Annotated in this window: 8 protein-coding genes and 1 pseudogene; 2 read left to right on the top strand and 7 right to left on the bottom strand. The window is 56.2% G+C overall.

The window, feature by feature from the left end; genetic code table 11:
* Positions 1-429 precede the first annotated feature (429 nt).
* The gene (locus AC1DVE_RS24350) at positions 430-849 is read right to left on the bottom strand and encodes a hypothetical protein (RefSeq protein ID WP_477784263.1); all 420 of its coding nucleotides are present in this window, start codon (positions 847-849) and stop codon (positions 430-432) included.
* 489 nt (positions 850-1,338) lie between these two features.
* Between AC1DVE_RS24350 and AC1DVE_RS24345 the strand changes: the two genes are divergently transcribed.
* Positions 1,339-2,382 carry a DUF3592 domain-containing protein gene (locus AC1DVE_RS24345; RefSeq protein ID WP_477784262.1) on the top strand — a complete coding sequence of 348 codons (1,044 nt, stop codon included), beginning with the start codon at positions 1,339-1,341 and terminating at the stop codon, positions 2,380-2,382.
* 188 nt (positions 2,383-2,570) lie between these two features.
* Positions 2,571-2,915: pseudogene (locus AC1DVE_RS24340) on the top strand (isochorismatase family protein); the annotation flags it as partial.
* A 185-nt stretch (positions 2,916-3,100) separates the two neighbouring features.
* Here the strand turns inward: AC1DVE_RS24340 and AC1DVE_RS24335 are convergent.
* The 6 genes from AC1DVE_RS24335 to AC1DVE_RS24310 form a co-directional block, all read right to left on the bottom strand.
* Positions 3,101-5,611, bottom strand: a complete 2,511-nt coding sequence (locus AC1DVE_RS24335; RefSeq protein ID WP_223459372.1) for a putative bifunctional diguanylate cyclase/phosphodiesterase — start codon at positions 5,609-5,611, stop codon at positions 3,101-3,103.
* Positions 5,612-6,714: 1,103 nt separating this feature from the next.
* Entirely contained in the window at positions 6,715-7,713 is a 999-nt protein-coding gene (locus tag AC1DVE_RS24330) for a 3-hydroxybutyryl-CoA dehydrogenase (RefSeq protein ID WP_223536119.1), read from the bottom strand.
* Positions 7,713-8,819: an NAD/NADP-dependent octopine/nopaline dehydrogenase family protein gene (locus AC1DVE_RS24325; RefSeq protein WP_223459376.1), complete on the bottom strand. Its 1,107-nt coding sequence runs from the start codon at positions 8,817-8,819 to the stop codon at positions 7,713-7,715. The genes AC1DVE_RS24330 and AC1DVE_RS24325 overlap by 1 nt, the downstream gene beginning before the upstream one ends.
* A 96-nt stretch (positions 8,820-8,915) precedes the next feature.
* A complete protein-coding gene (locus tag AC1DVE_RS24320; protein WP_223459378.1) occupies positions 8,916-9,890 on the bottom strand; it encodes an AraC family transcriptional regulator in 975 nt (324 codons plus the stop codon).
* Positions 9,891-9,975: 85 nt separating this feature from the next.
* Positions 9,976-11,337, bottom strand: a complete 1,362-nt coding sequence (locus AC1DVE_RS24315) for a spinster family MFS transporter (RefSeq protein ID WP_223459380.1) — start codon at positions 11,335-11,337, stop codon at positions 9,976-9,978.
* 160 nt (positions 11,338-11,497) lie between these two features.
* A complete protein-coding gene (locus AC1DVE_RS24310; RefSeq protein WP_223459381.1) occupies positions 11,498-12,748 on the bottom strand; it encodes an OprD family outer membrane porin in 1,251 nt (416 codons plus the stop codon).
* Positions 12,749-12,824 lie beyond the last annotated feature (76 nt).

The following is a 12,824-nucleotide window of genomic DNA, read 5'->3' as shown; positions in this document are numbered from 1 at the left end:
CCTTTGCAATCATGGTTTCTGTTTTAGCCTTTACCACCCTAGAGCTAATTTTTCATCTAATAATTCAGAAGCATCCAATCAGTGTAGCTATTTTCGTTTCACTTGCTTCCTACCTAGTTACGGCATCTATTTTTCTGGCGTAATTAAAACTTGAACTAATTACATGTATCATCTACGCAATATGCGGCGTCGCAATATTTTTCGCTTCATGCCTTCCAATAATATTATGGCTAGGCTGCGCTACGGGCCCAGCATGTATATAAATATATTATAATTGACAACACCCGCAATGCGCTGGGTGTGATTGGCAAATACGCTGGATACATCGAGCAGGGGGCCAAACTCAAGAGGAAGAGTCGCGCAGGGCTCATTTCCTCCCACTATTAATTTCGTGCCACTTAACCCACTTATCTTTAACGCTTTCTTCAACTAGAAAACACATATCGCCCCTTGACTTTTCTCAGTGTAAAAAAAAGCCCAATCTGGAAATATCTTCTGGCGAACGTAGCATACATAAGCAAACATTCCGATGCCTATGGCCGAACCGACAAACATTGTGATGGAGCCTGAAGTCAACCCTTCCAATTGCCCCGCTGCCGAACCCATAAATAGAACAATGTATGCATTGTAAGCTCCTGCCAGATGATTGTAGAACCCCCAGGCAAACAAGAGCGGGATAAGTGCGCCCCAACCGCCAATTACCCATCTAGCATTAGGCCCAATAGTTGAACCTATAATAAAGTCGATTAGCAGAGCGAGTGCAGCCTGGATAAACATGAGTGTAATAACGGCATTAACCTTTCGCTCATGTATATCGCAGAGGTAGGGGTCAGCAGTGGAAGCGATCAAGCTGGCAAGCAGCCTGTCCTTGACCCCTGGCCTGATAGCTGAGTGAATACTTCCGATCTAGGTACTCCGGACGAGATCAGGTCTCTACTTTGGTTTTAGCTTCTTTTTTGTTCATGTTAGTGACGACTCCGTGGCACAAGGGCAATTTGTGATGACGCCTGAAGCGAGGTGATCACGTTTTCACGAGCCTGCTGGACGGTGTTCCCCTCCAACGCGTACAGGTACCTGACCAAGCATAGCTACTAATTTGCCATCGTGATTCACGACGGCGACCTGGCCGTTTCTTGCCTTTCTGGGTTGACCTCCATGGGTCGGTTGCAGCCCTTCGTGACAGTCAACAATCGGCCAGGAGCGGAAGCGCGGGAAGTTGCATTGCATTTGAGTATCTACGGACTAACCTCAGTGCATCATTACACCGCGCGCAGGGGGACTTGCCGCCAAGGTGTCATCTCCCAACTGACCTCCATTTCACGTTGGCCAAGGAGCCTTATGAAGACCTTCTTGCTAAGGACGGCCCTGTTCGTTGTTTTATTTTTCTTTGCCTTGCTCTGCCTTCTCGTGTCTCTTTCCTCGTACAAGGAGGTGGACGAGACGAAGACTTGGCAGAAGTTGAATGCCACTGTCGCCACTGTCTCCATTTCTGAGGATATGCGCAGTAAGGGTATAACCTATTGCCCTCTGGTTAACGTGACCTTTGAGTTGAACGGACAGCAATACACTTATCCGCTCGAAATATCGCAGCGGCCCTGTAGGACCAGCCTGGAGTCGGTCGAAAGATCAGTTGCAACACTCAGGGAAGGAAAAGTGATCGAAATTCTTGTCGACCCTGCAAAGCCGGGTAGCGTGAAGCCAGGTACTTACTCACTAGGTGGGGTTTTTTACTTCGGCGTTTTCTTGGGCACGCTAGCCTTTATCGGGGCCGTAGCTGTCCTGGTGTTTCCTGCTAAGAAATCTGTCAAGTTGACGCAAAGAGAAAGTACTTCACATTCAACTTTGAGCAAGAAAGAAGTTCAGGAAAAAGTTCGCGAGCTACTCGCCGCCGGCACTGCAAAGTCGGAAGTGTTTTCACAACTCTCCGGGCGGGGTGTAAAAGACAGTCATCTTGCCTACTTTATAGCCTCGTATGCAGATCCAATTCGTTGTGACGAGCACGATCGCAAGGTCAATATTCTCATTACGATAATGCTCGCCCAGGCTTTGATTGCATTCTTTCTGGGATTGGATATCGGCGCCAGGATGGGGCCAACGGCCAAATGGGTTATGGGTGTTTCAATGACCTTGATTCCCTTGTTTTTGGTATGGGGCTTCTACAACCATCGCGTCGGCGCCTACAACGCGTACATACTCCTTGCGCTTCCCCAATTCCCAAGATCGCTTGAGGGGTTTACATCGAGTCCGGCAACAACCACTATCGCATTAGCTATAAGTATCGTTATCCTGGCTTTTGTTTGGTACGTCCGAGGAAAAATCTTTCCAGACTTCGTCTTCGTCAATCCCAGGAAAATCAAAGGCAAGTACTTCTTTACGGGCTGACCCATCATGCCGCCGGACCTGCCCGAACGGCTGTCCAGGCCTGTGAGTTGAATCGTTAGCGAAGACTGCTTCGGGTCGAAGTCCGACTTTCAACAAAAAACAAGGCCACAAAATGATCTGGCACCTAACAAGCGTTAGATTCCCATTGTATTAGAAGACAGCCCCTTACGAGCTCATAGCCTGAGATGTTGTTTATCGTCAACGCCATGGACGATGAGAACTTCGCCTCAGCGGTCAAGGCTACGGGGCGCAAGAAACTGATCATCGCCGGGGTCACCAATGACGTCTGCACGGTCTATCCGGCGCTGAGCCTGGTGCGCGATGGTTATGAAGTACAGGTGGTTGCTGATGGCGGCGGTTCCCCTAGCGTAATGGCGGATGATATCGCCCTGCGCCGGATGGAAAAGGGCGGTGTGACGCTGACCACTACCAATCAGTTGATCGCGGAGCTCGCAGGAAGCTGGGCTACGCCCGAAGGTGGTCAGTTGGTACAAGTCCTGATGACGGCACTTCAAGGCTGGATACACCTGTGAGCGATTTGCAGGACCATGATGTGTGGTTCTGCAAACCCTCAGGTGGGCAAGAAGGCTCGCTCCTACTAGCTGTTCGAGGCTACCTCCGGCAGTTGCGGGTGCGAGCCACATTTGAGTCGACCTCTCATCGTCCGCATTGGGTTGAATCCACAGCCGAAAGCGGACGTTCCCAGGCACCTACGAAGTTATGGCGATTTAGTCTTGGTCCGTGGGAAATCAGTGCTCGCCATTAATCTTTCGTGAACATACTCCTCAAATTGTTCGGCTGGCAGTGGCGGGGAAAACAGGAAGCCCTGGTAGGTCTGGCAGCCATGCTTGACCAGAAAGGTGCGCTGAGCTTCTGTCTCCACACCTTCTGCAATCACCGAAAGCCCCAATATCTGGCTCAGGCTCACAATCGCGCAGGCGATGGCGGCGTCGTTGGGATCAACCAGCACATCTCTGATGAAGGACTGGTCGATCTTGAGTTGATCCAGCGGAAGGCTCTTCAGGTATGACAGTGACGAGTAGCCGGTTCCGAAATCATCCAGCGAAAGGCCTATGCCGATCTCTTTCAACTCGATCATTTTGGCGACAGTACCTTCCATATCCTCTATCAGCAGGCCTTCGGTCAGTTCCAGTTTCAATTTCTTCGGATCGGCCCCCGTGTATCTCAGTACTTGCAGTACCTCCTCGACGAAGTCCGGATGGTGAAACTGGCGGGCGCTGACATTCACAGCCATACCCAGTCGGGCGGTTTCCGAATGCTTTGCCCAGGCAACCAGCTGAGTGCAGGCTGCCTGCAGCGCCCAACGGCCTAACGGCAGAATCAACCCCGTATCCTCTGCCAATGGAATGAACTCGCCTGGAAACACGACTCCGCGCTCAGGATTCTGCCATCTCATCAGTGCCTCTGCGCCAATGATACGGCCCTCACTATTCACCTGCGGCTGGTAATGAAGAAGGAATTCGTTGTCCTGCAAGCCTTGGCGCAAGTCTACTTCCAGTCTGGCGCGTGCCGTGGCAACCGCCTGCATTTCCGGATCGAAGAAGCGCATGGTATTGCGGCCCGCCGCCTTGGCGCGATACATCGCCAGGTCAGCGCGCTTCATAATATCGTCCACTGTGCTCAGCTGCCCCTGGAACAGCGCAATGCCGAGGCTGGGGGTGCTGTGGTGCTCATATCCATCCAACTGGTAGGAAATGTTCAGAGAGTTGAGAATCTTTTCGCCAATAGCCTTGGCCTGGATAGCTGCTTCTGGAGGATTCTCATTAAGGCCATCCAGCAGGACGACGAATTCGTCTCCGCCCAGGCGAGCCACGGTGTCGCTCTCGCGTATGCAGCCGGAAAGGCGCAGAGCAACTTGCTGCAGCAACATGTCGCCTCTGTCATGCCCCAGCGTGTCGTTCAGTGCCTTGAAGTTATCCAGGTCAATGAGAATTATCGCGCTCGTATGCAGGCTACGGGAGCTGCCCGCCAGCAGATGCTGTAACCGGTCCAACATGAGCCGCCTGTTGGCCAGCCCGGTCAACTGATCGTAGAAGGCCAAACGCTGGACCTCTTGCTCAGCGGTCTTACGGTGGGTGATGTCAGTATTGATCGACAGAACGGATTGCGGCTGGCCATCATCGTCTCGCACCAGGGTTCGATGACTTTCGAGCGTGATGGTGCAGCCATCCCGGCGTCGAAGTGTAACTTCGTCCGCCCAGTCACCCGTTTCTATCAGGCTGTTAGTGGCCGCATTGAAAGCGGCGCTACCCTGGTAGATCAACTCTTGTGCCGATTTGCCGAGTGCCTCTTCCTTTGACAGACCGTAGAGACGCTCGGCACTTTTGTTCCAGTACAGGATGCGGTTATCCATCCCGTGAACGACAATGGCGTCCTGGGCCTTGTCCAGCAGCGATGCTTGCTGGCGGGCCTGCTTCTCGCTTTCGCGCAGCACTGCCAGATAACCTTCCCTTTCGGCTGCTTGCGACTCCATTTCGCGCCTGATCTTGCCCCCGTAGATAACGGCCGCACTGACCATCAGTAGCACGAACACCATGATCGCGTATTCGACCCGGCGCAGTTCTTCGACCGACTCAAGCTCCTCCTCCAGGAGCTTGCTTTGAATCAGGCCAACGCGATCCCGCACGGTACTGAGTGAGGCGAGCAACAGGGCAAACTTCCTGTCCATCGTTGCCATGCGTTTGCCGGCATTATCCGACTGCCCCTCCCTGAAGTAGGAAAAGATCAGCAAGGCCTCGTTCACCATTTCGACCATCGCGGCATCAATTGCACCCACCTCATCCTTCAATGCAAGGGTAAAGGCTTGTATATCTGCACTGTGTTCAGCCTCATTGGCGATCCGTACTTCCAACTGTTTTTTGGCCATTGCCAAATGCTCGTTGAAGGCGCGCAAGGCTTCATTCATGTTCCGCGATTCGGCTTCAACATTATGTGTATCGAACACATTATTGCCCGGCGCATTGACTGTGGAAGCCAGGCTGCCCAGCGTTGAATAGCTCGACAACTGTTGGACCCACGACTGGTTTGCCTTGATGGAGCGGTGATAGGTATCGACGATCAGGTGATTCAATAGCACGCTCAGCACAACAACCAGCACGTCGAATCCCGCAAGAAAAAAGTACATGCGGTGCCATTTGGTCGAGCGCGGCTTATTTGAACTGGTGGGTATGGCTTGCTTTGCGGCGCTTTTATTCCTGAAAGAATCCATTCCACAATCTCCAAACATAATCCTTCTAAATTGACCAATAGAAGCGGTATTCGGAAACCAATTAACCTTTTGTGCCGACACCTGAACCTGAGAACACACCGCACGTAGCATTAGCCAAATTTTTTCTCTGTTCTGGATTCACGCTGGTTTTCGTGAGCGAAGCTCCCGAGACAAGCAATAGCTACCGAAGCTATACGTCTTAAGTGTCACGCCAACCAACTATTCGACACTAAGCAATGCATTTGGCGATGCTAATTTCATGGTGAAATTTTTTACTCTCGGAAGCAGTCTCTTAACATTTCGGCGATAAAACGAAATCATTTTCATTTGTTGTATTTGACATCATCGTTTCAGGTAACGATTCTCCTCGCTCTCCATTGTAGAATTGAACGTCGGCAATCACTTTTGCCAGATGTTCTGTTCCTTTCAATTTCCTCAGCCTCGTTCTGTGCCTCTGGCGAGCGTGCAGACCTTGGCCAGCATGTCTGGGGTGAGCATATCCCCGTTTTCGCAGTGCCCAGCCGCACCGTAGCGAAAGTCGATTCGATCCTGAGTGATCCCAACAGATCTAGTCCAAACCCTGCGCCTGCAGGTGCAGGGTTTGCTCCATGTCTTCCCGAGTGTCGTTGCGGATTTGCGCCCCTGAACTGGATGCTTCACGCAGAATAGTCGGGTGACATAGGGCACGTTGCGGGTCATTTCCGCGCAGCCTGCCGGACTGCCTGATCAGTTTCGACAGCAGACCAAGCATAGCCGCTAATTTGCCATTATTCTGTTCGCCGACTGCTCCAGGTCGGTAGCAGCCCTTGATGGTCGGCAGCTTTCGGTGCCAAGACGCTTGTTGGGGACTTTGATCGGCGCGTGTTGGTGGCGCGCGCCGGCAAGGACGGCAAAGTCCAAGTGGCGATGTTGACGCAATCGCTTGATGGTGATTGCTACCCTTCACGACAGGCACGTATCGGCCAGAAACAGCCATTCGGACAACGGCAAAGCCTGCAACCCGTCAACGTCCACTATGGGCAATCCACTTCTAGGCTATCGAGCGGGCGAAGGCCCCCGCTGAAACCTCGTGTAGTCAGGGCCCGGCATCCGGGCCCTGAGGCTCAAGCTTGCTTCAAGGCGCCATCGAACGCTGGCGTCAATCCCGACAACTCCAGCTTGCGGACAAAGTCGCCAAGACGCTGCTGCTTGTAGGCGTCCACGTCCATGTCTCGGTAGTCGTAGAAACCCTGGCCATCTCGCAAGCCATTGCGGCCGTTTTGCATGTTGTCGGCGATCACCTGTGGCGATTCGAAGCGCGGTGACAGCGCTCCACTCAGGTAGCGCGAGGCGTAGTACAAAATGTCACCGCCGCCCCAGTCGATGAATTCAAGCAGGCCCAGCACCGAGAAGCGCAACCCGAAGCCGACGCGCACTGCGGTGTCGATATCTTCTGCGCTGGCCACGCCCTCTTCCACCATCCGTGCCGCTTCGTTCATGACCAATGCCTGAATGCGCGGCACGATGTAGCCGGCCACCGGATTGCACACCACGGGCACCTTGCCGATCCGCTTGAGCAGTTGCAGCAGCCGCTCGACCACCTGCGGGCAGGTCGCTTCGCTGCGGCTGACTTCCACCAGCGGCATCAGGTACGCGGGATTGAGCCAGTGCGCGTTCACGAAGCGTTGCGGCTCACTGACCATTTCGCTCAACTCGGTGACCAGGAAAGTCGAAGTGGTCGATGCAATGATGGTCGACGCCGGGACATGCTCGCTGACCCAGGCGAAAGTCTGCTGCTTGACCGCGATGACCTCCGGCACCGCTTCGAACACCAGGTCGCACCGGCGCAATGCCTCTGTGGCCTGGGACCGGGATTGCAGCGTCAACCGGGCTATCGCGATGTCCGCCTGTTCCAGCTGAAGCACGCCAAGGCGTACCAGCATCTGCAGTTCGCTGCAGATGTTGTTGCGCACTCGCTCGAAGTAGCCGTGCCGCTCTTCCTCGGCGCGATCCTTGATATCGATGAGGGTCACCGGCAGGCCCGCATGGATGAACGCCAGGGCAATGCCCTCGCCCATCCGGCCGGCGCCGACCACGCTGACTTGGGGCAGCGCGGCGTTCATCAGTTGTAGCCCTTGGTCAGTAGCTCGGTCATCTGCGCCCGACTCAGCGTAGCCAGACCGAGGTTTTCCAGGGTGCGGCCTTCGGCGTAGAGATCCCGTGCAGCGACGACCGAGGCAATGCTCAGCAGGCCCTGCGCCACCGGGGTCGGCACACCGGCCCAGCGGCCGACGGAAACCAGGAAGGACAGACCCAGACGGGTGTCTTCGAGCATGTAGCGGTGTTTTTGCAGGTCGATGTCTTCGCGCCAGTCACCGCTGTCGGTCAGCTTGCCGTGGGCACCGCGACCGTACATCCACTCGTCGCCTTCGCTGGTGTTGTAGTGGTCGGCCAGCGGGAAGTGCGGCGCGCCGTAGGTCAGTGCTTCGCGCACGACCATGCGCTCGGCATCCAGCTGGTTGGTCACGCGACGAATCGACGGTTGGGTGCCTTCGTTGTGAATGTCCCAGGCCTCGAAATGCTCCAGGGGACCGGCGTTCATCATGATCAGCGGCGGATGGATGATGGGGCCTGCGTTCATCAGCGCACCGCTCAGGGCGTCTTCAATCGGTTCGACGCTCGGGTAGGCTTCACGCAGCACCGCGAAAGCATGCTCAGACAGGTTGCTGGGGAATACGCCAGTCGGCAGGCGGGTGGCGTAGCCGCTGATCACCAGGTCGCTGGCGCCATGCTTGCGTACCAGATATGGCAGCGTACCGGTTTCAGCGAAGGCGACCTTGCTCCGGTTGCCCGCATCGGCCATGGCCTTGGCGAACACGAAGCTGCCGAAGGTGCCCGGCGGCAGGAACACCACCTGACCGTCGTGCAGATGCGGCGCCACGTGTTTGGCCAGGTCTTCGTGGGAGGTCGACGGCAGCGGGATGATCACCAGTTGCGCATCGCCCAGGGCTTCGGCCAGGTCGTCGGTGAACGACAGCTTGTCGCCCTGCTTTCCGACGGACAATTTGCGAGTGCCCTTGTAGTCCTTGATGGTCAGGCTGCCGATGGCCAGCAGCTCCTTGAGCGCTGCGCAGTTTCGACGCCACAGGCGGGTTTGATGCCCCTTTTCAGCCATTTCGACAGCAGCGGCGTAACAGCCGTGACCACCACCCAGCACGGTAACATTCATGCAGATACTCCTTTTTGTTAGAGACTCGATCCTATCGAGCCGCACCGCCACAGACTCATCCGATTGCGCAGCCGAATGACGGATTGCGCAGGAGTCTCAATGCTTCTGCCGCCGCAGGGTGTCCGAAGGCAGGCAACCATAGCGTTGCCGGTAGGCGCTGGAAAAATGCCCGAAACTGTTGATGCCATGACGCAACAGGATATCGGTGACGGTTTCTCCGGCCCTGCCCTGCTTCAGCGACTCGTGGATCACTGCCAGGCGCCGGTCGCGGATGTACTCGACCGGCGCTTGCTGGAGAAACTGGTTGAAGCCGTTCTGCAAGGTGCGCACCGAGACGCCACACAGTTCGCTCAAGGTTGTCAGGCTGATCGACTCGTCGAGGTGTTCCTCAATGTAGTCACGGGCCTTTTTCACGTGGTGCGGCAGCGGCGCGCGCGAGTCGATCAACAGATCCGCCGAGTAGTTGTGCGGCAACTGTGTGAGCAGCAGTTGCATCAGGTATTCGGACAGGCCGCTGGCGAGACGCGAACCGTCGACGCCGCTGCCGTACAGCCGGCAAATGTAGTCCAGGGTGTGATAGAGGCTGACGACGCCGGCGCCCAGGTGGTCGACGCTGACATCAAAGATCACCGACTGCCGCAGGCTGCGACCGAGCAGGCGTTGCAGCTGTGTCTCCAGGGCATCACGGTCGACCCGCAGGATCAGGTTGCGGCATTGCCCATCGGTGACGATGCGGCTTTGCGCGAACGGCGAGGAAACGCTCAGGTAGCCCGACTGCATCGCCGCGCTGCGCCGCCCGTGGGCCACTTCGCAATGCCCCTGCAAGGTGATGCGAAACAGGTACTGATCGGCAATGTCGCCGATGGTGATCTCCACCGGTGCGCCATAGCGCAGGTCGAGCAGCGCCGAATCGCCGAAGAATACGCCGTTGAGCCGGGTGTAGATCGGCTCGTCACGCAGTACGTTGAAGCTGTGCGGGCACAGGTATTGGCTGACCTTGTCCTTGATCTCGCGGTAATCGGCCGAGCTGAGCAGGCTGTGTCGTTCCAGCAGGTGTACGTCATTCAACATCAAGGGTTCTCCTGACTTGGAGCACCTCGGCCCCGCGCCCTTCAAAGGGAGCGAGGCCGAGGCGCCGATCGTGGACTATGACCAATCAAGCCCGGGTCGGGTGCTCACGGGCATAGCTTTCGCGGAAATGACGGCAACCACGCCATAGCAGCAGCACCGTCAACGCCGACGCGCCACAGATCACCAACGACATCGACGAACCTACCGCCGCGGGCGATCCGAAGTAACGGTCGGTCAACAGCGCCACCAGCGTGGTGCCCAGGCCCAGGCCCAGCAGATTGCTGATCAGCAGGAACACGGCCGAGACCTGCGCACGCACCTGATTCGGCGCGAGAATCTGCATCGCCGCCGTGGACGCCGGCATCGGGAATGAGGCGAAGAACATCGCTGGCACCAACAGCGTCACCGACAGCCACAGTTGATCGACTTGCGGGAACAGCACGGCCGGCACCGCCATGCCGAGGGCACCAATGACGCCAGTGCGCATGGCAGCGTCCTGATGACCTTTCTTGCCCAGATAGTCGGTGAGCCATCCACCGCACAGCACCCCGGCGGTGTTGGCCACCAACAGCACGGTGCCGAGCATATAGCCCGCCTCCATTGGCGACAGGCCGAACTTGCGGATGTACAGCGCCGGGCTCCAGCTCATCAAGCAGAACAGGGCCATGGCGTAGAACGAAAAGCCCAGGTAATGGCAGGTGAAGGTGGCACGGTGGCGGCCGAGGAAGCGCAAGCCATCGCTCATCGCGACCTTCTTCACCCGACCCTGCGCATCGACCTGCAGGCCTTTGCGCGCCGGGTCGCGCACGGTGAGCCAGATCAACAGGCCGACCACGAGACCGGGCAGGCCGACAATAAAGAACGCCAGCTGCCAGGCCTTCATCGCACCGAGAACGGCGACCTCGATGGTGTTCATGTCCTTGAGCATCGCGATCACATAGCCGCCCACCAGAAACGCCAGGCCACCACCGACGAATGAGCCGATCGAGTAGATGCCCACGGCGCGGCCGAGTTTTTCCTTGGGGAACATGTCGCTGAACATCGAGTAGGCCGAGGGCGACAGGGCCGCTTCGCCGACGCCGACGCCAATGCGGGCGAGGAACATGTGCAGGAAGTTCTTGCTCATGCCGCAGGCGGCAGTCGCCAGGCTCCAGAACACGACGCCGACGGCGATGATCTTCGGCCGGGAGAAGCGGTCGGCCAGGTAGGCGATGGGCATGCCCATGAAGGCGTAGAACAACGAAAAGGCCAGCCCGTGCAGCAAGCTGAACTGAGTGTCGCTGATCTGCAGGTCGGCTTTGATCGGCTCGATCATCAGCGCCAGGATCTGCCGATCCACAAATGAAAAGATGTAGGCGATCATGCACAGGCCGACCACGTACCACTCGTAAATGTAGGTTTTCTTCTTCTGCTGCTGCAGGACCGCGTTATCGACCTGGATATTCACTAGTGTTTGCTCCTCTTGGAATCCGCTCATGCGCGCAGCGCGCCGGGTGACGGTGCACAGCACACCGACTGGGAAGTTGCGGGGCAGATGTAAAGGACAAAGGGTTCGAACATGGTCAGGCCTCTTATTGTTATGGGGTCAAACCCCGGATGGACTGGGCTTACCAGAACTTCCAGGTGTAGGTCGTGGCGACACGGAATTCGTTGTAGTCGTAGCCGTACTTCTGTTTCACGTCGATGTTGCGCAGGTCCAGCCCCAGGCCTTGCAGCGCCCCGCTCTGCACCACGTAGCTGAGCCCCAGAAAACGTTCGCTTTCCTGGTTGTCGCTCAGGTTGTTGCCACGGTTCCAGTTGGTACCCTTGATGTAGCGGGTGTAGAGCTTCAGCCCCGGCATGCCCATCCCGGCAAAGTCATAGCTGTAGCGCGCGCCCCAGGACTTTTCATCCGGGCGGACAAACCCCAGGGACGACCAGTGCACCAGGTAAGGTTGCGGGATAAAACCGTTCATCGTCGGGAACACGCTGTCACCGAGCATGCGCTGGTAACTGAGGCCAAACATGTGGGCGCCTTTGAGCAAGGAGAACAATGCACCGTAAGAACGGTTGTCGATTTCACCGTTCAACGCATTGCCATCTTCATTGTTATTGAAGTAGCGCAAGTCGGTTTTAAGTTTGTAGCCATTACCCAAATCAGCCATATGCATCAGGCCAAAATAGTGTTGCTGATAAATATCGTGCAACACGCCGTAGAAATAACTGGCTTGCAGGTTTTTGGTAATGTCGTAAGTTGCGCCGCCAAAGTCCAGGCCGTCACTGTCGAGATTATCGGTGGAGCCAAACTTGTACAGCTTCTCGTGGTTGGAAGATTCCCGCGTCACGGCAGACCAGAACCGGCCACCGGTCATCGTCAACCCATCGACTTCCTTGGACTCGACCACAGCCCCCTGGTAGACGGTATCCAATTGCCGACTGGTGTCATCGTACGCCACCGGCAGTTGTGGGCGAAGGTCACCGACCTTCAACTCGGTCTTGCTGTAGCGCATCTTGAAGGTTGCACCGGCACGACTGTAGTCATCGGCCGTCTGCTGGTCGTGGACGCTGAAGGGCAGCGAACCGTCGTTGCCCGACGAATCCAGGCGCACGGCGTATTGCGCATCCACATCAAGACCGATTGCCAGTGCCGTATCGGTGTAACCGGAAGTAAACTGCGCATCGAAACCCTGAGACCAACTATGCACTTGCGAAAACGGCGCATTGGTATTGGTGTAGTTACGGTGCAAGTAGAAGTTGCGCGTATCCACTTTCAAGTGACTGTCATCAATAACATCGGCATAGGCTGCCAATGGCGAACAGATAATTCCCAACACGCCGGCAATACCGAGCCCACGGCAAGATTGCTTTACCTGATACATCTAACTTCTCCACATCTGTATGTGCTGGGCACTGTATTTATAGGAGCAGATTCAAACCAAAAACTAAAAATGCCGG

The sequence above is a fragment of the Pseudomonas sp. P4_B4 genome, from assembly GCF_056402255.1.
This window is presented reverse-complemented; position numbering and strand designations above follow the sequence as displayed.

What these genes read in the sequence shown, in the direction of transcription:
- AC1DVE_RS24345 (WP_477784262.1), top strand. Translation starts at nt 1,339, where the DNA reads ATGAAGACCTTCTTGCTAAGGACGGCCCTGTTCGTTGTTTTATTTTTC.
- AC1DVE_RS24335 (WP_223459372.1), bottom strand. Translation starts at nt 5,611, where the DNA reads ATGGATTCTTTCAGGAATAAAAGCGCCGCAAAGCAAGCCATACCCACC.
- AC1DVE_RS24330 (WP_223536119.1), bottom strand. Translation starts at nt 7,713, where the DNA reads ATGAACGCCGCGCTGCCCCAAGTCAGCGTGGTCGGCGCCGGCCGGATG.
- AC1DVE_RS24325 (WP_223459376.1), bottom strand. Translation starts at nt 8,819, where the DNA reads ATGAATGTTACCGTGCTGGGTGGTGGTCACGGCTGTTACGCCGCTGCT.
- AC1DVE_RS24320 (WP_223459378.1), bottom strand. Translation starts at nt 9,890, where the DNA reads ATGTTGAATGACGTACACCTGCTGGAACGACACAGCCTGCTCAGCTCG.
- AC1DVE_RS24310 (WP_223459381.1), bottom strand. Translation starts at nt 12,748, where the DNA reads ATGTATCAGGTAAAGCAATCTTGCCGTGGGCTCGGTATTGCCGGCGTG.